We start from the raw sequence: 18,295 nt of genomic DNA, 5'->3' as shown, positions 1-18,295 counted from the left end.
TGGTCGGACCCGGAGACGGCAGCGAAGCGTGACCGCGCGGCGCCCCCGCTCATGCGCGAAAGGACACCGATGAGCACCGCCGAACACCAGGAATTCCTCGCGTCGGTCCGGGCGCTGCTGACCAAGCACGCCGGGTCCGCGGCCGTGCGTGCGGCGATGGACACCGAACTCGGCTACGACCCGGCGCTGTGGCGGCTGCTGTGCGAGCAGATCGGCGTCGCCGCGCTGGCGATTCCCGAGGAGCACGGCGGCTTCGGTGCGAGTCTGGTCGAATCCCTGCTGGTAGTGGGCGAATTGGGTCGCACACTGGCCGGGGTGCCGATGCTCGGCTCCGCCGTTCTCGGCGGGCAGGCCGTGCTGCTGTCGGGCGACGCGCAGGCGTGCGCGCGGCTGCTGCCCGAGGTGGCGGAGGGCACGCGCACGATCGCGGTCTGCTGGGCAGGTGAGGGCGGCTGGGACGAGCCGGGCGTGCGCGAGACGGACGGAGCGCTCACCGGGACCGCGCATTACGTGCTCGACGGGATGTCGGCGGACACCCTCGTCGTGGTGACCCCGACCGGTCTCTTCGAGGTCGGGCCCACCGCACCGGGCGTCACCCGGCGATCCGCGCCCACCATGGACCCCACCCGCAAGCTCGCCGAAATCGGCTTCGCCGCAGTACAGGCGCGGCGGCTCGGTTCGGGTGACGCGGCCGCCACCATCACCCGACTGCGGGAGATCGCGTGGGCCGCGCTGGCCGCCGAGCAGGTCGGCGCGGCGGATCGCTGCCTCGAGATGACGGTGGACTACGCCAAGTCCCGTGTGCAGTTCGGGCGGGTGATCGGCAGCTTCCAGGCGCTCAAGCACCGCATGGCGGACATGTACGTGCTGCTGGAATCGGCCCGGTCCGCGTCCGTCGCGGCCACCGCGGCGGTGGCGGCGAACAGCCCCTCGGCCGCCGAGGACGTCTGGGCCGCCCGCGTGCACTGCTCGGAGGCGCTCACCGCGATCGCGGCCGAGACCGTCCAATTACACGGTGGCATCGCGATCACCTGGGAACACGACGCGCACCTGTTCTTCAAGCGTGCCCACGCGGATGCGCAGCTGTTCGGCGCCGCACACCGTCCGATGACACAGCCCGCATGACCCGGGGCAGCGGCGCACCGCTGTGATCGGCGGTGCGCCCTGTCCGGATTTCTGTCCGGTGCGGACGCGATGAACTAAGATGTGACACGCGCCACACGCGCATGCTCGGGGGTGCGTTTTCGAGTGGCACCGCAGGTCGGGATCGGTGCCGTAGCGAGTCCAGGTTGTGGCTCGCCTCCAACAAGTCGTCGGGGCCTACCAGCCGGGAGGATGCCATGACGCAAACAGTGAATTCCGATCTCGAAGTATTACGGTCCACCATGGACGGGCCGGTGTACGGCCCCGCGGACACCGGATACGACCGAGCCCGCGCTATCTGGAACGCGGACATCGACCGGCACCCGGCGGTGATCGCCCAGTGCCTGTCGCCCCGCGACGTGGCCGCGGCGTTGGCCTTCGCCAGAGACCGGGGGCTGGAGATATCCGTTCGCGGCGGCGCTCACTCCTACAGCGGAACCGCGGTCGGCGAGGGTGGGCTGATGATCAACCTCAGCGCGCTGAAGGGCGTCGCGGTGAATCCGGAGACCGAGCGCGCCCGCGTCGGCGGCGGAGCGACGATGGCCGACATGGACGCCGCGACCCAGGCGCACGGGCTGGCGGTGACCGGCGGGTTGATCAGCGATACCGGCGTCGGCGGCCTCACTCTCGGCGGCGGCATGGGCTGGCTGACCCGGATGGCCGGGCTGGCCATCGACAATCTCGTCTCGGCGCAGGTGGTCCTCGCCGACGGCCAGGTGGTGCGGGCGTCCGAGACCGAGAACGCGGAATTGTTCTGGGCATTGCGCGGCGGCGGCGGGAATTTCGGCGTGGTCACCGAATTCGAGTACCGCCTGCATCACGTCGGCCCGGAAGTGAATCTCGGCTTGTTCTTCTGGGACATGCCGGACGGCACCGACGCACTCCGCCTGATTCGCGAGTTCATTCCCACGCTGCCGCGCCGGTCGGGAGCGTTGATAGCGCTGGCGATGTCGGCGCCGCCCGCGCCTTTCGTCCCGGAGCGATACCACGGCCGAGCGGGGCACGCCCTGATCGTCGTCGGTTTCGGCACCGCGCAGGAGCACGCCGCCGCGGTGGCGCCGATCCGGGACGCATTGCCGCCGCTGTTCGAATTCATCAGTCCGATCCCGTATGCCGGCTTGCAGCGAATGCTCGACGAAGCGGCGCCGTGGGGCATCCGCGGGTACGAGAAGGCGCTCGACCTGGACGATTTCTCGAACGACGTCATCGCGGTGCTCACCGAGAAGGCCGCCGAGAAAACCGCGCCGCTGTCGTTCATGCCGATCTTTCCGCTCAACGGCGCGTTCAGCACTGTCGGCGAGGACGACACGGCCTTCGGCGGCGCGCGCACCCCGCATTACGGGTGCAATATCAACGCGATCGCTCCCGACGCCGAGACACTCGCCCTCGACCGGGAATGGGTGCGCAGGACGTGGGAAGCGCTGCGCCCCATGGCGTCCAACCACGGCGGCTACGTGAACTTCATGGCGGACGCGGACCACGGCCGGGTTCGCGAATCCTACGGAAGCGCCAAATACGCGAAGCTGGCCCGAATCAAGTCCCGCTACGACCCGGGCAATGTCTTCCACCGCAACGCCAACATCGCCCCCGGCTGACCCGGCCGGATCACCCGTCCGCGCGTGCGCGGGCCGCATCGGCGGTCCGCGGACGCAGGCCGTCGAGCACGATCTCCACGAGTCGCCGCCAGTCTCCGCTACCACTGGCGATGGTCGCGGACAACGCGCCGACGATCAGGTAGACGTCCGCCACCGTGCAATCGTCGCGTAGCGTTCCCGCGGCGCGCTCCCGCTCGAGAAGTTCGCCGATCACACCTTCGAGCCGGGTGCGGGATTCGCCCCTCGGCTCGCTGCCCGCCGACTGCCGCGCCGCCCCGATCGCCGCCGAGAGGCCACGATCGGCCGCCAGGACCGCGCCGACGTGGTGCAGATAGCGGGCCAGCCCCGTGCCGGGCTCGGCCGACAGGCATTCGGTGCGCCCGAAGTCCTCGATCTCGGCGAAGCGCTGCTCGGCGGCCGCCTCGATGAGATCGGCATGGGTGGGGAAATGGCGATAGACGGTGCCGACGCCGACTCCGGCGGCGCGAGCCACCTCCGGCAGTTGCACCGCCGCACCGCGTTCGGCGAACAGCGTGCGAGCCACGGCAACGATGCGGGCGCGGTTGAGCGTGGCGTCGGCGCGCTGCCGCCGGGGCGTCGGTGGCCTTGACACTGGCAAACCCTCCATGTTTACGCTTCAAACGGAATCGGAATCCGGTTCCGTTTCATGTCATCGAAGGGTAGCAGTATGTCCGACAATCGTTTCCGCCTCCTCAACCCCGACGAGGCGCGTCCCGGCCGAGTGCCGTTACCGCCCGCGTTCGCGGTGAAAGCCACCACCGCCGACACCGAAGGCAGGTTCTCCCTGCTCGAGGTGACGCTCGCACGCGATATCCCCCGGCACACGCACCACGTCGCGGACGAATGCATCTACGTACTCGAAGGCACGCTCGAGGTCGAGTTCGACGACCGGACCCTCTCCGCGACCGAAGGCATGTTCGTGCTGCTGCCCCACGGCGTGCCGCACGCCCTGCGCTGCGGGTCGCAGCCGCCGCCACGGGTACTGCAGATCTCCTCACCCGGAGGATGGGAGTGCTACCTGGAAGACCTTTTCGAGGCCGGGGCGTCGGTGCTGACCGACGGCGTGCTGGACCCGGTGAAGATCAATCCGATCGCGGCGGCCTACGACATCCGATACGAGGAACCGACACCCGGACCAGTTGCCGTGCAACAGGATTGATCCCTACACAAAAGCCCCGCGGAGCACGCCGCTGCGCGGGGCTCAGCCACGGATCCGGAGCGCGTGGCCGACTTCACCGCAGATAGATAGTTAGCCTATGTAATAATATTCTTCGTGCAGCAAGCTCAGGTGAACGCAGCGGATGACATCGTCGTCGACCTTCTCGTCACCGCGGGCAGGCTCACTCGGCTGGCCGGGGTGATCAGCGGCGACGACCTGCCGCGGGCCATATCGCGAGCGCTTTCGGTGCTCGACGAACACGGCGCGTTGCGGGTCAGTGAGTTCGCCAGGATCGACCGATGTTCACAGCCGGCGGCAACGGCGCTGATCGGCAAGTTGGTCGCGGAGGGATTCGCGGCCCGGCGCAAGGACCCGGAGGACTCCCGGGTCGTCATCGTCGAACTCACCCCGGCCGGGCGAACCCGGCTGGCCGAGTTCCGCCGAGCATTCGCCGCCGCGATCGGGGGCCATCTTCCCGGCTTCGACGCCGAACGCCTGGCCCGGCTGGACGCCGAATTGCACGACCTGCTGGAGGCCCTGAAAACGGCTACGCGACAGCATGATCCGATCTCGAGGGGACATCGATGAGCGCATTGGCTCCCACCCGCGCCGCGGACCCGGCCGCGGACGACACCGAGCAACCGAAAGCCGTCTGGGCGGTCGCGTTCGCGAGCGTGATCGCGTTCATGGGCATCGGCCTGGTCGATCCCATTCTCAAACCGATCGGCGAGCAGCTACACGCCTCGCCCTCCCAGGTGTCGCTGCTGTTCACCAGCTACATGCTGGTGACGGGCGTGGCCATGCTGGTCACCGGCGTGGTTTCCAGCCGCTTCGGCGCCAAGAAGACGCTGCTCGCGGGCCTGGCGATCATCATCGTGTTCGCGGCGCTGGCCGGTATGTCCAGCACGGTCACGCAGATCGTCGGCTTCCGCGCGGGCTGGGGTCTGGGCAACGCGCTGTTCATCGCCACCGCGCTGGCCACCATCGTCGGCGCGGCCAGCGGCGGCGTGGCCCGCGCGATCATCCTGTACGAGGCGGCGCTCGGCATCGGCATCGCGACCGGTCCGCTGCTCGGCGGCGTGCTCGGCGGAATCAGCTGGCGCGGACCGTTCTTCGGCGTCTCGGTGCTGATGGCCGTCGCACTGGTCAGCATCGTCGTCCTGCTGCCGGAGGGCCCGAAGCCCACGCACCACACCTCGATCACCGCGCCGTTCCGCGCGTTGCGCCACCGCGGGCTGCTGATCGTGAGCATCACCGCCCTGCTGTACAACTTCGGCTTCTTCACCTTGCTCGCCTACACCCCGTTCCCGCTGGACATGGGCACCTACGCGATCGGCTTCATCTTCTGCGGCTGGGGTGTGCTGCTGGCGATCGCGTCGGTGTTCCTGGCTCCCCGGTTGCAGCGCCGGTTCGGTTCGCTGCCGATGATGGGACTGTCGCTGGGACTGTTCGCGGCGGATCTGGCGGTGATGGCCGTCTTCGCCGAACACAAGCCGGTGCTCATCGCGGGCACCGTGTTGGCGGGCCTGTTCCTCGGTGTGAACAACACGCTGATCACCGAGGCCGTGATGATCTCGGCGCCGGTGGAACGGTCCACCGCGTCGGCCGCGTACAGCTTCGTCCGCTTCGCGGGCGGCGCCGCGGCGCCCTACCTCGCGGGCAAACTGGGCGAGCACAGCAGCTCGCTGCCCTTCGGGGTCGGCGCGGCGTGCACGGCCGCCGCGGTCGTCGTCCTGATGACCGGGCGCGCCGCCTCGGCCCACCTCGACGAGCACGATCCCGCACCGCACAGCATCGAGGAAGCCCAGGCCATCACCGTCGGCGACGACTGATCCGAGGGCATACCGAAGGCAGTCACCGGCGTGGCTGCCTTCGGCGTTTCCACCCCTGGCGCCGACCGGTGCGAGGAGTACGGTCGAGAAATATGACCGAAGCGAAGCGGGGCCGCGTCAGCGTCGAGACCAGCCAGAAGCGGGTGCGCGTCTACCTGGGCGGCCACTTGGTGGCCGACAGCGTGCGGCCGGTGCTCGTGTGGGAGAACCCGCACTACCCGGCCTACTATCTGCCGGTCGCGGATCTGCGCGCGAAGCTCGAACCGAACGGACATACCGAACACTCCACGAGCCGCGGCGACGCGACCCTCTACGACGTCATGGTCGACGGCACGACGGCGGGCGGGGCGGCACTGCGGTATCACGACTCGCCGCTCACCGAGTTGCGCGACTTGGTGCGACTGGAGTGGAACGCGATGGACGAGTGGTTCGAGGAAGACGAACCGATCTACGTCCACCCGCGCAACCCGTACTCGCGCGTCGACATCCTGGCCAGCTCGCGTCATGTGCGGGTCGAGATCGGCGGCGTCACCGTCGCCGACTCGCGCGCGCCGCGCATCCTCTTCGAAACGGGCCTTCCCGCGCGGTACTACCTGCCGATGACGGACGTCCGCATGGATCTGCTGCACCCGTCGGTCACCCGCACCAGCTGCCCCTACAAGGGCACCGCCGACTACTGGACCGTCCGCGTCGAGGGCAAGGAGTATCCCGACTACGCGTGGGGCTACCGCACACCGCTTCCGGAGAGCCAGAAAGTCGCCGGGCTGGTCTGCTTCTACAGCGAGAAGGTCGACATCTACGTGGACGGTGAACTCCAGGAACGGCCCCGCTCGCCGTTCAGCTGAGCTCACCGATAGCCCGCCGGCCCGTTCCGCGTCGTTGCCGTCGCGGTGCCGGTCGATGGCGTGCCGCGAGGTGAACGTGCCCTGGATCGCCGTGATGCGTTCAGCCGGTCCGGGATCCGGCGGCAGGTGCGCCGGTATCCGGCGCAATGCCCAGACGCGGCTCGGCGAGTGCTCGCAAGGTCGCCGCGTCCTCAGGTCAGACCGCGACCAAGGGCGTGCTGTCGGCCGCGCGGCGGTACTGGCCCGGAGCCAGGCCGTATTCGCGTTTGAACGCCTTCGCGAAGGCGAATTCCGAGGTGTATCCGACGCGGCGGGCGACGGCGCCGAGGCTGCTGTCGGTGTCGCGGAGCAGGCGGGCGGCGGTCAGCATGCGCCAGCGGGTGACGTAGGCCAGCGGCGGTTCGCCGACCGTCGCGGTGAAGCGGCGGGCGAGGGTGGCGCGGGAGACGCCCGCGACGTGACCGAGATCGGAGACGGTCCAGGCTCGCGCGGGCTCCTCGTGCACGGCGCGCAACACCGCCGCTACGGCTGGATCGGCGAAAGCGCCTGCCCAACCGGAGGACTGCGCGTCGGCCTGCTCGTCGAACCAGGCGCGCAGGATGAACAGCAGCAGCGTCTCCAGGATCGCGGGCACGGCCGCGTCACTGCCCGGGCGCGGCTCGGCGATCTCCGCGGCCAGCAGATCGACGGCGCCGCGCAACGCCGGATGACGCCCTGGGCGGGCGGGCAGGTGGATGAACTCGGGCAACTCGTCGAGAATCGGATGGCTACGACCTCGGCCGAGTTCGTAAGCGCCGCACAGCAACGCGGCCCGAACGCCGGGCCCCACGATTTCCCTCGGTTCCCCCGGCCTCGCGTGCTCGGTGACCGGGGAGTCCAAGCTGTCGACCAGGTCGTGATCGGCGCCGCGCGGCATGAACAACACGTCACCCGCGCCGAGCGCCATCGGGGGGCCGTCCGGCGGCACCACCCAGCACGACCCCTGCAACACGACGTGGAACCCCGCTCCGGGCACCACGGGATACCGGCGGCCCCACGGAGCGTGCCGGACGAACAGACCTGAAGTCGGGCTGCCGGTGCGGATGGCGGCGATGGCCTCGCTGAGGATGTCCACCAGTACACCGTAGCACTTCCAATTTGAGCGTTACGGACAAAATATCAAGCTTGATAGGCATTGTTCGACTCACAGGCGGGCAATAAATTTCTTCTCATGAAATCCACCGAAGCCACCCCCGCCATCGCCGTCTACGGCGCCACCGGCCACACCGGCAGCTACCTGCTCGCCGACCTGCGCCGCCGCGGCATCATCCCGATCCTGGTGGGCCGCAATGCCGATCGCATCCGGGCCGCCGCACATGCCGCCGACCTCCCGAACGCCGACATCCGGGTAGCGGACCTGCACGACCACGCCGCCCTCGTCACCGCGTTCTCCGGAGCCGGCGTCGTGATCAGCAGCTTGCCCGCCTACGTCGAGAACGGCGCAGCGGTGCTCGCCGCGGCGATCGAGGCGGGTGCGCACTACACCGATATGTCCGGCGAACAACTGTTCCTGCGGCGGGTCTTCGAGGAGTTCGGTCCGCGTGCCGCGGCGGCGGGCGTCACCGTGGTCTCCGGCATCACCGACAGTAATCTCCCCGGCGACCTGCTCGCGCACCTGACCACCCGCCGGGTGGCCGGACCGGCCGAGGTGGTGCTGAGCCACCTGAGCAAGAGCGGCGGCAACGGTTCCAAAGGAAGCGCGAAGACGGTGTTCGCCAGCCTGGACTGGTTCCGTAGCGGCGGCTGGCACTACGCGGGCGGCGAACTGCGCACCGGAACCACCGCGCGGCAGGACAAGATGACCTTCCCCGGTGACGCGGAGCCGACTCCCGTCGCGAAGTTCCCGCAGCCCCCGGTCGTCACCATCCCCCGGCACTCGGAGGTCTCCTACGTCGAGGGCGTGCTCGCCACGTCGATCCTCGACTTGCTCAGCGGTTTCACCGCCGAGCTGATCGAGACGCTGCCCGACGAGCCGAGCTCGGATCTGCGCTACGACCTCGTGGTGGACACGTTCGGCGTGGACGGTCGCCGGGTCCGCGGCGTGGTGAGCGGTGTCGATTCCTACCGCGATTCGGCGCTGATGGCGGTGGAGACGGCCGTCCGGCTGGCCGCGGGCGCGGCCGCACCGGGTGCGCTGGCCCCCGCCGAAGCGTTCGACGCTGCCGATTTCCTGGATGCGCTGGCACCGTTCGGGATCACCTGGCGCATCGAGGAGAACTGAGCGGCAGCGCGGATCGGGCATAGTCGAACGATGACCGACAATCGACCGCCGCTCGCCGTCGCACTCGATCTCGCACCGCATCCCGAGGGCGGCTGGTATCGCGAAACCTGGCGCAGTCCGGTGGAATTCACGCCGGAGGGCTACCCCGGTCCGCGCGCCGCCGCCACGGCGATCCATTTCCTGCTGCTGCCGGGCGAGCATTCGGCCGCCCACACGGTGCGATCCGACGAGCTGTGGCTCTGGCATCGCGGCGGCCCACTGGCGCTGGACATCGGCGGCGAGACGGTGATCCTCGGCCCCGACCTGGAGCGCGGTCAAGTTCTCCAGGCCGTGGTGCCCGGCGGTGTGAGCCAGTCGGCGCGACCGGCGGGCACGGAGTACGCGCTGGTCAGCTGCATCGTCGCGCCGGGATTCGACTTCGCGGACTTCCGGCTGGACTGACCGGGATCAGCGCACCGGCACCGTGGCGAATTGAGCGAGCTCGTGTGGATCGTGCGCGCAGAACATCCGCACCCGGTCACCGTGCTCGGCGCGCAGCGTGCGCAGGCGCTCCAGGTTCTCCACCCGCGCGCGCCCCAGCGTGCCCGCGAACACCTCGAAGACGCCCAGCCCGACCGGTGGACGAGCCTTCCCCACCGCCAGCTGCCGGTGGTGGAAGTAGGCGTCACCGCAGTGCAGCAGCCACCCGTCGCTCTGCCGGACCGCGACGCCGCTGTGCCCGCGGGTGTGCCCGACCAGTGGGATCAGCATGATGTCCTCGAGCACCGGGACGGCGGTGAAGCCGAACCACGTGTCCGCGCCGGTCTCGTGGGCCAGCCAGCGGGGTCCGTGCTCCCACTGGCGCGGCTGGTAGCGCAGCTTCTCCCCGATGGTGGGCCGTTGGGTCGCCGCGTCGAGCTCGTCGGCGAAGACGTGCACGGTGGCGTCGGGAAAATCGGACAGCCCGCCGGCGTGATCGACATCGAGATGGGTGAGCACGATGTGCCGGACATCCTCGCGCCGATAGCCGAGCCCGCGGATCTGGTGCAGCGCGGTGAGTTCCGGACGCAGCCGCGGTCGCAACAACCGCGCGGTACCGACACCGAGCCGGCCGCGGTCGAGCACGTCGGCCATGCCGAATCCGGTGTCCACCAGCACCAGCCCGTCATCGGACTCGACGAGCAGGCAATGCCCGACCAGCCCGCCGGTCAGCAGTCCACCGCTGCCCAGCAGCGCGCGCCCGCCGACCGGGCACATGGTCGCGCAGTCCAGATGCCGCACCAGCATCACGGAAACTCCCTCCTGCGGTGCCGGATCGGACGGGATCCGTTCCGGCACGAAGGTCTTCTTGTTCCCGTCAACGTAGCCCGAGCACGGCTCGCCCGCGACAGCACGGTCACCGCCGCGGCGATCGGCGGGCTAACCGATCCGCGCCGAGCACCCTCGAATACCGTGCCTAGTCAGGGATTTCGAGCAGTCCCTCGGTCACGGCCCAGGCGATGGTGCGCTCCAGGTCGGGACACGAGTCAGGGCGGCCCGGCCCGTGGCCGCGCGCGCTCAGCTCGGCGAAGACCGGGCAGCGTTCGGCGGGATCGCCGGTCCACTGCACCGAGGTCTGGTGCGTGCTGCTCTTGCGCACCAGCACCTGGCTCTGGCAGGCCTGACACCGCAGCGGGGTCAGGCCGTCCTCCAGGTACCGCTGCTTGTCGACCACCGTCTGGGCGTGCACTTCGGCTCGCCGCGCGGGTTGATCGGCGAAATCGGGTGCCTTCGCCCAGGTGGCCGCCATCAGACGCCGGCCTCGGCTTCCTCGGACTCGCGCTTGCGCCGCAGGTTCTCGGCGACCTCGGCCTCCCACGCCTCGTTCGCCTTGGTGGTGTCCACCTCGAACTCGAAGCGCTGGGTCATCTTCTCGGTGACGTCGGCCAGGTCGACGTAGAACTGGTCGTACCACCGACGCAGCTGGTAGACCGGCCCGTCCTCCTCGCACAGCAGCGGATTCTCGACCTTGGACTTGTGCTTCCAGATCTCCACGTCCTGCAGGAAGCCGACGCTGATGCCCTCGGTCATCTTCTCCGCCAGCTTGGTCGCCATCTCGCCCTCGACGCCCTTCGGCTTCTCCAGCGTGATGCCCCATTGCAGGACGAAGGAGTCCTGCGTGACCGGGTAGTGGCAGTTGATCAGGACGCTTTTGACCTCGTAACCGCTGTAGATGTTGATCAGCGGGTTGATCATGTACGAGGGTCCGAAATACGAGGCTTCGGACTTGAGCAGCGTGTCACCGCCGTACTTGGAGGCCATGCCGATGTCCGGCCTGCCTTTGGTCTCCAGGAACTGGGTGGCGATATGCCCCTCGAAGACGTTCTTGAAGTACGTCGGGAAGGCGAAATGAATGTAGAAGAAGTGGGCCATGTCGACCACGTTGTCGATGATCTCGCGGCAGTTGGCGCCTTCGATCAGCATCGAATTCCAGGTCCAGTCGGTCCACCCGCTGTCGAGTTCCTCGGTGGGGTTGCCGTCCGCGTCGGTGTAAGGGCCCTTGATGTGCGGAATCGTGACCTCGGGCGGCGGCTGGCTGCCCTCGTGGTCGTGCCAGACGAACAGCTGGCCGTTGCGCTCGAGGGTGGTCCACTTCCTGGTGCGCGCCAACGGCGGCACCCGGCGGGCGTACGGAATCGCGGTGCATTTGCCGTTGGTCCCCGACCAGCGCCAGTCGTGGAACGGACAGGCGATGTCGTCGCCCTTGACCTCGCCCATGCTCAGGTCGCCGCCCATGTGCCTGCAGTAGGCGTCGAGCACCCGCAGTTCACCGTTGCTGTCGGCCCAAACGACCAGCTTGGTGCCGAAGATGTTCACCGCGTGCGGCTTGCCGTCCCGGAACGTCTTGGCCAGCCCCAGGCAATGCCATCCCCGCGCATAGCGGGTCGGTGCGGTGCCGACATCCAGCTCCCGTACCTTCGCACCGCCGCCCTGTGGGGTAACTGCCATCGCGAATCCTCCTCCATCTGTACTAGAACACGTTACAAAACTGGCGCTCTGGACGCCAGCGATTCCCCTCACTTCCTGCATGAGCGCATGTCCGAGCGGGGGTGGACACCGGTTCTCGACATAAATAGGAACCTGTTCTAGTCTCAGAGGCAAATGACATTCCGGACATCAACCGACCAGGCAGGAGCAGGTCCCGAGATGACGCAAGAAGTGACCGAACGGGTCGAAGCGCTGTTGCCGACGTTGCGCGAACGCGCACAGGAGGCCGAGGACCTGCGGCGCATCCCCGACGAAAGCATGAAGGCGTTGCAGGAGACCGGCTTCTTCCGGTTGCTCCAGCCCAAGCAGTGGGGCGGTCACGCCGCCGATCCGGTGGTCTTCTACGACACCGTGCGCAAGATCGCCAGCGCGTGCGGCTCCACCGGCTGGGTGGCGGGCATCGTGGGCGTGCACAACTGGCATCTCGCGCTGTTCGCCCAGCAAGCGCAGGAAGACGTCTGGGGCGAGGACACCGAAGTGCGGATCTCCTCCTCCTACGCACCCATGGGCGCGGGCACGGTCGTCGACGGCGGCTACCTCGTCAACGGCGCGTGGGCCTGGTCCTCCGGCTGCGATCACGCCACCTGGGCGGTGCTCGGCGGCCCGGTGATCAAGGACGGCAAGCCGGTCGACTTCGGCAGCTTCCTCATCCCGCGCGACGACTACCGCATCGACGACGTGTGGAACGTGGTCGGCCTGCGCGGCACCGGTTCCAACACCGTCGTGGTGAAGGACGTCTTCGTGCCGTCGCACCGATTCCTCAGCTTCCGCGCGATGAGCGAGCTGAAATCGCCCGGCCTGGAGCGGAACACCGACCCGGTGTACAAGATGCCGTGGGGCACCATCCATCCCACCACCATCTCCACCCCGATCGTCGGCATGGCCTACGGCGCCTACCAGGCGCACGTGGAGCACCAGGGCAAGCGGGTGCGCGCGGCCTACGCGGGCGAGAAGGCCAAGGACGACCCGTTCGCCAAGGTGCGCATCGCGGAGGCCGCCAGCGACATCGACGCCGCGTGGCGGCAGCTGTCGGGGAACGTGGCCGACGAATACGCGCTGCTGGTGGCGGGCGAGGAGATCCCGTTCGACCTGCGCGTGCGGGCCCGCCGCGACCAGGTACGCGCGACCGGCCGCTCGATCACCGCGATCGACAAGCTGTTCGAGAGCTCCGGGGCCACCGCGCTGTCGAACGACACACCGCTGCAACGCTTCTGGCGTGACGCGCACGCCGGCCGGGTGCACGCGGCCAACGATCCGGAGCGCGCGTACCTGATGTACGGCACGCACGAGTTCGGGTTGCCCGTCACCGACGGCATGGTCTAGGAGGGGTGACCGTGACATCGACCGTGGAACTCACCGCCGAATCGACTTCCCGCTACGCGCAGGTGCGGCCCGATCTGCGGCTGCACTACCACGAGGCGGGCGTCGGCAACGGGCCGACGATCGTGCTGCTGCACGGCGGCGGTCCGGGCGCGTCCTCGTGGTCGAACTTCGCGCGCAACATCCCGGTGCTCGCCGAGCACTTCCACGTGCTCGCCGTCGACCAGCCCGGCTACGGCCGCTCGGACAAGCCCACCGAGCATCCGCAGTACTTCGTGCACAGCGCGTCGGCGCTGAAGGACCTGCTCGACCACCTGGAGATCACCTCGCGGGTGCACCTGCTGGGCAACTCGCTCGGTGGCGGCGCGGCGGTCCGGTTCGCGCTGGACTACCCGGATCGGGCCGGAAAGCTGGTCCTGATGGGACCGGGCGGGCTGAGCACCAACCTGTTCGCGCCCGATCCGACCGAGGGCGTGAAGCTGCTCTCCAAGTTCAACTACGAGCCGACCAGGGAGAACCTGGCGGCGTTCCTGCGCATCATGGTCTTCGACCAGTCGTTGGTCACCGACGAGCTGATCGAGGAGCGGTTCGCTTCGGCGAGCACGCCGGAGGCGCTGGCCGCGACCCGCGCCATGGGCAAGTCGTTCGCGAGCGCGGACTTCGAGAAGGGCATGCTCTGGCGTGACGCCTACAAGCTGCGTCAGCCGGTGCTGTTGATCTGGGGTCGCGAGGACCGGGTCAACCCGCTGGACGGCGCGCTGGTGGCGACCAAGCTGATCCCGCGCGCACAGCTGCACGTCTTCGGCGGGTGCGGGCACTGGGCGCAGCTGGAGAAGTTCCACGAGTTCAACCGGCTGGCCATCGATTTCCTCGCGGGCGTCAAGGAGAAGTGATGGGAATCCGTTCACTGGGATATCTGCGAATCGAGGCGACCGACATGGCCGCCTGGCGGGAGTACGGCCTGAAGGTCCTCGGCATGGTCGAGGGCAAGGGGGCCGACCCCGAAGCGTTGTATTTGCGCATGGACGAGTTCCCGGCCCGGCTGGTGATCGTCCCCGGCGAGAAGGACCGGCTGCAGATCTCGGGCTGGGAAACCGCCAACGCCGAAGAGCTGCAGGACATTCGCAACCGGCTGGACGCGGCGGGCGTGCCCTTCAAGGAGGGCACCGCCGCCGAACTGGCCGATCGCCGGGTGTACGAGCTGATCCGGTTCGACGACCCCTCCGGCAACACGCTCGAGGCGTTCCACGGCGCGGCGCTGGAGCACCGCCGGGTGGTCAGTCCGTATGGGCACAAGTTCGTCACCGAGGAGCAGGGGCTCGGGCACGTGGTGCTCAGCACCAAGGACGACAAGGCGGCGCTGGAGTTCTACCGCGACGTCCTCGGCTTCCGGCTGCGTGACTCGATGCGGCTGCCACCGCAGATGGTCGGCCGCCCGGCCGACGGTGAGCCCGCCTGGCTGCGGTTCTTCGGCTGCAATCCGCGCCACCACTCGCTGGCGTTCCTGCCCATGCCGACACCGAGCGGCATCGTGCACCTGATGATCGAGGTGGAGAACGCCGACGACGTCGGGCTGGCCTTGGACCGCGCGCTGCGCAAGAAGGTCAAGATGTCGGCGACGCTCGGGCGGCACGTCAACGACAAGATGCTCTCCTTCTACATGAAGACACCGGGCGGATTCGACGTCGAATTCGGTTGCGAGGGCTTGGAAGTGGACGACCACGACTGGATCGCGCGGGAATCCACCGCGGTGAGCCTGTGGGGCCACGACTTCACCGTCGGACAGCGGCAGCAGTGACCGAGAGGGCGAGCGAAACGATGACCGCGGACGGATCCGAGATCGATCCACGGCAGTTCCGGAATGTGCTCGGGCAGTTCTGCACCGGCATCACCGTGATCACCACCTTCGACGGCGAACAGGCCCCGATCGGCTTCGCCTGCCAATCGTTCGCCGCCCTCTCGCTGGAACCGCCCCTGGTGCTGTTCTGCCCGACCAAGGCGTCCAGGTCCTGGGCGGCGATCGAGAAATCCGGGCGCTTCTGCGTGAACGTCCTCGCCGAACAGCAGCGCGAACTGTGCGCCCGCTTCGGCTCCCGCGAACCCGACAAGTTCGCCGGCGCCGCCTGGCATACCTCCGACCTCGACCTGCCGGTCCTGGACGACGCGCTGGCCACCATCCAATGCAAGGTCGACAGCGTCGTCGACGGCGGCGATCACTACATCGTCATCGGCCGGGTCCAGTCCCTCACCGAAACGACGACCACCGGCCGCCCCCTGCTGTTCTACCGGGGGCAGTACACCGCCATCGAACCCGAGAAGACCACCCCGGCCCCTTGGCGCGCCGACCTCGAGCACTTCCTCACCACGACGACATTGGATACCTGGCTGTAGGTGTTCGGAGGAGCGAGCACTCGAACACCTGCACCTACGTCGTCCTGCATGGCAAGCTGACGTCGCGCGTTCACGAGCGGCCGTACAATTCATCGAGTCCGATCAACTCGACTTCCCCATCGCGTTCGGCCCGTTGGAGGTCTTCGCTGAAGCCTGCGCCGGAGAAGCAGAGCAAGCGCATGCCGGTGACGTCGAATTTCCCGCCCGCGGCGACCAGTTCGCGCAGACGCCGCAGACGGTCCAAGTGGCCGAGGCCCATCACCTCGTTCCACTTCGCCTCCCCGATGCCGAGCAGCGGTGGGCGGCCGTCCTCGGCGTAACCGATCGCGACGACGTCGACTTCGTGTGTCGTACGGTTGGCTGGATCATTGACCGTGCCGGACGAAACCTGCACAGGAAGGTCGCCGAGCCGATTGCGGCCGGTGGTTTCCTGGGCGAAAAGCGTGGCCCACTCTCGGCAGATCCGCTCGAAGTGTGGACCGATCACGTTGCTGGCGAATCGATGCGACGCTCGTTGCCAGATGCGGTGGGTATCGGCGGCCAAGGTCAGCTGCGGCCAGAACGGCCGCATAATCGCGTGGTAGAACGTGACCAGCGGTTCGGCGATGCGGAAATCGCTGCGGTTGGCGCGGAACGCGTCGGGTTCACGGGTGATGAAACCCCCGTCCTCGAGCACGGTCAAGGGATGCGCCAGCGTATTCACCGGGCGGCCGACGTGGCCGGCGATGCCGCCCCGGCCGGTGTTGCCGGTGGCGATGGCGTTCAGCACGGAGTGGTAGAGCGCGCCGTCGCGAAGATCGGGCTCTTCGGCGAGTAGGTAACGCGCCTCCAGGAACATGGGGCTTCCTGGAGACAGGATCGCTCGCACCACCCAATCATCGAAATCCGCGAGATCCGCAGGGGCGTCGTAGCGCATCATCTCGGTCCGATACGCCGGCGTTCCGCCCACCACCGAATGTACGAGCAGGGCCAGCCGCGCATCGGTGATCCCCCAGAACTCCGCTGCTCGACGGTAGTTCAATGTGGCGATCGGCAATTCGAGCGACGCGCGGCCGCGCAGCGGGGCGTTTCCTGAGAGCAAGCTACCCATGAAGGACAGCGCCGAACCACACAGCAGCAACCGGGTGCGAGAAGCGGTGCGCTCGGCACGCCTCGGCGCATACGCTCCCTGAATGATCGATGGCAGAGCCGGATTCGCCCTGGCCAGATAGGGGAACTCATCGATCACCACAGGCGTGTTCCCCTCGATGCCCATGCGGAGAAGCACGTCGATCACCTGCCCCCAGTGCGCCGGGGTGAAGGGAGCCACGAGATCGAGGTGGCGGCTGAGCGCTTCCCCTATCGCCGCGAGCGATTCCGCGTCGGTGGCCTCCTGCGCGGAGAAATAGAAGCCGTCGGCGACTTCACAGACCGCCTCGAGCAGGAAGCTCTTGCCTTGTCTGCGGCGACCGGAGACCACACCGAGAGTCGCACCCGGTGCGGAGTCGTTGACGAACCGGGTCAACGCCTCCCATTCCCGGTCGCGGTCGAAGATGTCGGACGGCTTCCGCACACGGCCTCCCCTGAGTAATAGACTTATGATAACTGTACTACTCTCACCCCGCCGTGCGCCGATTGGCACATGAGCGCGAAGAACCCGAGATCACCCCATGCTCATGTGCCACTCGGAAGGTGAAGTGCTCAGTTGATGAGCACTTTGGGGCGGAGGATGAGGTGTATGAACAGCACCGCATCTTTGGAGGCACGTGTGGGTCAGTGGGATGAAACGGGAATCCTTATTTGCACCGACATCGGGCAGTGGGAGGAGTGGCTCGCAGCCCATCACGACCGGGCCGTCGGGGTCTGGCTGAAGATCGCGAAGAAGGGGGCCGCGGGCACGACGATCACGATTACCGAGGCGCTCGACGGCGCGCTGTGCTTCGGGTGGATCGACAGTCACCGCCGCGGCCTCGACGCGGATCACTACCTCCAGCGGTACTCGCCGCGCCGTCCGAAGAGCCCTTGGTCGCAGGTCAATGTCGGTAAAGCCGAAGCACTGATCGCCACGGGCCGGATGCGCGCCCCCGGCTTCGCGGCCATCGCCGCCGCCCAGTCGGACGGCCGCTGGTCCGCCGCGTACGCACCTCAGCGCACCGCCACCTGCCCAGCCGACCTGCGTGACGCGCTCGGTGCGAATCCCCTCGCCCAGAACAGATTCGAACAACTCGACCGCACCGCGCAGTACGCCCACTTCCTCCGGCTGATGAAGGCGCGGACTTCCACCGAGCGTGCCGACCAGCTACGGCGGATGGTCGCCGAACTGGCTGGATAGCGACCGTTTCCGCGGCACCGGCGCGACCTTCGCTGCGAAACCGGTCGCGACCGATGGTGTCGGCACCGATGCCGAGCACCGTCACCGACAAGGTGTCTTGGCAGACCGGCCTTCCACCTTGCGCGGGTGCGACGAGCGCCGCCACCCGGCCGTCTTCGGCGGCGACGGTGACGACGTGCCCGCCGCCCAGCGAGGTTCCCCACAGCACGAGGCGTTCGGGGTCCACATCGGGTTGGGCGAGGGCGCAGGTGATCGCCGCGCGGATGTCGGCGATGTGCCCGCTGATATCCACCAATTGCCGTGGCTCCACCTCGCTGACACCGAAGTTGCGGTAATCGAAGGTCATCGCGAGACACACACGACGCAGGCCGCGAACGGTGGTTTCCGTTCGCGGCCTGTGCGGTCCGGCCGA

Annotated in this window: 20 protein-coding genes; 14 read left to right on the top strand and 6 right to left on the bottom strand. The window is 68.2% G+C overall.

Features of this window, described 5'->3' with window-relative positions; genetic code table 11:
• Positions 1-69 precede the first annotated feature (69 nt).
• A complete protein-coding gene (locus ON19_RS02825) occupies positions 70-1,125 on the top strand; it encodes an acyl-CoA dehydrogenase family protein (RefSeq protein ID WP_043686204.1) in 1,056 nt (351 codons plus the stop codon).
• Positions 1,126-1,340: 215 nt separating this feature from the next.
• Positions 1,341-2,738, top strand: coding sequence for an FAD-binding oxidoreductase (locus tag ON19_RS02820; protein ID WP_043686202.1), 1,398 nt, complete (start codon positions 1,341-1,343; stop codon positions 2,736-2,738).
• Between the two features lie 10 nt (positions 2,739-2,748).
• Here ON19_RS02820 and ON19_RS02815 read toward each other — a convergent pair whose 3' ends face one another.
• Entirely contained in the window at positions 2,749-3,351 is a 603-nt protein-coding gene (locus tag ON19_RS02815; RefSeq protein WP_218006365.1) for a TetR/AcrR family transcriptional regulator, read from the bottom strand.
• Between the two features lie 75 nt (positions 3,352-3,426).
• On the opposite strand from ON19_RS02815, the gene ON19_RS02810 reads away from it, so the two are divergent.
• From ON19_RS02810 to ON19_RS02795, 4 genes are all read left to right on the top strand, one after another.
• Positions 3,427-3,918, top strand: coding sequence for a cupin domain-containing protein (locus tag ON19_RS02810; protein ID WP_043686200.1), 492 nt, complete (start codon positions 3,427-3,429; stop codon positions 3,916-3,918).
• A gap of 114 nt (positions 3,919-4,032) precedes the next feature.
• On the top strand, positions 4,033-4,506 hold the full coding sequence (locus ON19_RS02805) for a MarR family winged helix-turn-helix transcriptional regulator (protein ID WP_051168469.1): 474 nt from the start codon (positions 4,033-4,035) through the stop codon (positions 4,504-4,506).
• Positions 4,503-5,750 carry an MFS transporter gene (locus ON19_RS02800; RefSeq protein ID WP_043686191.1) on the top strand — a complete coding sequence of 416 codons (1,248 nt, stop codon included), beginning with the start codon at positions 4,503-4,505 and terminating at the stop codon, positions 5,748-5,750. The genes ON19_RS02805 and ON19_RS02800 overlap by 4 nt, the downstream gene beginning before the upstream one ends.
• Positions 5,751-5,842: 92 nt before the next feature.
• The gene (locus tag ON19_RS02795; protein WP_043686188.1) at positions 5,843-6,595 is read left to right on the top strand and encodes a DUF427 domain-containing protein; all 753 of its coding nucleotides are present in this window, start codon (positions 5,843-5,845) and stop codon (positions 6,593-6,595) included.
• A 196-nt stretch (positions 6,596-6,791) separates the two neighbouring features.
• Here the strand turns inward: ON19_RS02795 and ON19_RS02790 are convergent, their stop codons facing one another.
• Positions 6,792-7,709 carry an AraC family transcriptional regulator gene (locus ON19_RS02790; RefSeq protein ID WP_043686184.1) on the bottom strand — a complete coding sequence of 306 codons (918 nt, stop codon included), beginning with the start codon at positions 7,707-7,709 and terminating at the stop codon, positions 6,792-6,794.
• 96 nt (positions 7,710-7,805) lie between these two features.
• Between ON19_RS02790 and ON19_RS02785 the strand changes: the two genes are divergently transcribed.
• Together ON19_RS02785 and ON19_RS02780 are read left to right on the top strand one after the other, a co-directional pair.
• Complete coding sequence (locus tag ON19_RS02785) at positions 7,806-8,855, top strand: saccharopine dehydrogenase NADP-binding domain-containing protein (RefSeq protein WP_043686181.1); 1,050 nt, start codon at positions 7,806-7,808, stop codon at positions 8,853-8,855.
• Between the two features lie 30 nt (positions 8,856-8,885).
• A complete protein-coding gene (locus ON19_RS02780) occupies positions 8,886-9,296 on the top strand; it encodes a cupin domain-containing protein (protein WP_043686177.1) in 411 nt (136 codons plus the stop codon).
• Positions 9,297-9,302: 6 nt separating this feature from the next.
• Here the strand turns inward: ON19_RS02780 and ON19_RS02775 are convergent, their stop codons facing one another.
• From ON19_RS02775 to ON19_RS02765, 3 genes are all read right to left on the bottom strand, one after another.
• Positions 9,303-10,172 (bottom strand): MBL fold metallo-hydrolase, encoded by an 870-nt coding sequence (locus tag ON19_RS02775; protein WP_227954581.1) that lies wholly within the window; start codon positions 10,170-10,172, stop codon positions 9,303-9,305.
• Between the two features lie 118 nt (positions 10,173-10,290).
• Positions 10,291-10,623, bottom strand: a complete 333-nt coding sequence (locus tag ON19_RS02770; RefSeq protein ID WP_051168468.1) for a hypothetical protein — start codon at positions 10,621-10,623, stop codon at positions 10,291-10,293.
• On the bottom strand, positions 10,623-11,822 hold the full coding sequence (locus ON19_RS02765; protein WP_043686170.1) for a 3-ketosteroid-9-alpha-monooxygenase, oxygenase component: 1,200 nt from the start codon (positions 11,820-11,822) through the stop codon (positions 10,623-10,625). The genes ON19_RS02770 and ON19_RS02765 overlap by 1 nt, the downstream gene beginning before the upstream one ends.
• Before the next feature lie 198 nt (positions 11,823-12,020).
• Here ON19_RS02765 and hsaA point away from each other — a divergent pair, with 198 nt between their 5' ends.
• Genes hsaA through hsaB form a run of 4 tightly spaced genes read left to right on the top strand, consistent with a single transcriptional unit; the run spans position 12,021 to position 15,572 of the window.
• Positions 12,021-13,184 (top strand): 3-hydroxy-9,10-secoandrosta-1,3,5(10)-triene-9,17-dione monooxygenase oxygenase subunit, encoded by a 1,164-nt coding sequence (hsaA, locus tag ON19_RS02760; protein ID WP_043686167.1) that lies wholly within the window; start codon positions 12,021-12,023, stop codon positions 13,182-13,184.
• 11 nt (positions 13,185-13,195) lie between these two features.
• Complete coding sequence (hsaD, locus tag ON19_RS02755; protein ID WP_043686224.1) at positions 13,196-14,074, top strand: 4,5:9,10-diseco-3-hydroxy-5,9,17-trioxoandrosta-1(10),2-diene-4-oate hydrolase; 879 nt, start codon at positions 13,196-13,198, stop codon at positions 14,072-14,074.
• Positions 14,074-14,979, top strand: a complete 906-nt coding sequence (gene hsaC, locus ON19_RS02750; RefSeq protein WP_043686165.1) for an iron-dependent extradiol dioxygenase HsaC — start codon at positions 14,074-14,076, stop codon at positions 14,977-14,979. The genes hsaD and hsaC overlap by 1 nt, the downstream gene beginning before the upstream one ends.
• 20 nt (positions 14,980-14,999) lie before the next feature.
• Complete coding sequence (gene hsaB, locus ON19_RS02745; RefSeq protein WP_043686162.1) at positions 15,000-15,572, top strand: 3-hydroxy-9,10-secoandrosta-1,3,5(10)-triene-9,17-dione monooxygenase reductase subunit; 573 nt, start codon at positions 15,000-15,002, stop codon at positions 15,570-15,572.
• A gap of 70 nt (positions 15,573-15,642) precedes the next feature.
• On the opposite strand, the gene ON19_RS02740 is transcribed toward hsaB, so the two are convergent.
• Positions 15,643-17,124, bottom strand: a complete 1,482-nt coding sequence (locus ON19_RS02740; RefSeq protein ID WP_043686159.1) for an AAA family ATPase — start codon at positions 17,122-17,124, stop codon at positions 15,643-15,645.
• Positions 17,125-17,289: 165 nt separating this feature from the next.
• On the opposite strand from ON19_RS02740, the gene ON19_RS02735 reads away from it, so the two are divergent.
• Entirely contained in the window at positions 17,290-17,883 is a 594-nt protein-coding gene (locus tag ON19_RS02735; protein ID WP_051168467.1) for a YdeI/OmpD-associated family protein, read from the top strand.
• A gap of 175 nt (positions 17,884-18,058) precedes the next feature.
• Positions 18,059-18,295: hypothetical protein (locus ON19_RS43230; protein WP_218006363.1), on the top strand; the 237-nt coding region annotated here is incomplete at its 3' end.

Source organism: Nocardia abscessus NBRC 100374 (assembly GCF_000308455.1).
Classification (GTDB): Bacteria; Actinomycetota; Actinomycetes; order Mycobacteriales; family Mycobacteriaceae; genus Nocardia; species Nocardia abscessus.
The sequence above is the reverse complement of the archived record's forward strand: the minus strand, read 5'-3'. Positions and strand labels throughout refer to the sequence as shown.

Coding starts and splice junctions, on each gene's coding strand:
- ON19_RS02825 (WP_043686204.1), top strand. CDS start 70: ATGAGCACCGCCGAACACCAGGAATTCCTCGCGTCGGTCCGGGCGCTG.
- ON19_RS02820 (WP_043686202.1), top strand. CDS start 1,341: ATGACGCAAACAGTGAATTCCGATCTCGAAGTATTACGGTCCACCATG.
- ON19_RS02810 (WP_043686200.1), top strand. CDS start 3,427: ATGTCCGACAATCGTTTCCGCCTCCTCAACCCCGACGAGGCGCGTCCC.
- ON19_RS02800 (WP_043686191.1), top strand. CDS start 4,503: ATGAGCGCATTGGCTCCCACCCGCGCCGCGGACCCGGCCGCGGACGAC.
- ON19_RS02795 (WP_043686188.1), top strand. CDS start 5,843: ATGACCGAAGCGAAGCGGGGCCGCGTCAGCGTCGAGACCAGCCAGAAG.
- ON19_RS02785 (WP_043686181.1), top strand. CDS start 7,806: ATGAAATCCACCGAAGCCACCCCCGCCATCGCCGTCTACGGCGCCACC.
- ON19_RS02780 (WP_043686177.1), top strand. CDS start 8,886: ATGACCGACAATCGACCGCCGCTCGCCGTCGCACTCGATCTCGCACCG.
- ON19_RS02770 (WP_051168468.1), bottom strand. CDS start 10,623: ATGGCGGCCACCTGGGCGAAGGCACCCGATTTCGCCGATCAACCCGCG.
- ON19_RS02765 (WP_043686170.1), bottom strand. CDS start 11,822: ATGGCAGTTACCCCACAGGGCGGCGGTGCGAAGGTACGGGAGCTGGAT.
- hsaA (WP_043686167.1), top strand. CDS start 12,021: ATGACGCAAGAAGTGACCGAACGGGTCGAAGCGCTGTTGCCGACGTTG.
- hsaC (WP_043686165.1), top strand. CDS start 14,074: ATGGGAATCCGTTCACTGGGATATCTGCGAATCGAGGCGACCGACATG.
- hsaB (WP_043686162.1), top strand. CDS start 15,000: ATGACCGCGGACGGATCCGAGATCGATCCACGGCAGTTCCGGAATGTG.
- ON19_RS02735 (WP_051168467.1), top strand. CDS start 17,290: ATGAACAGCACCGCATCTTTGGAGGCACGTGTGGGTCAGTGGGATGAA.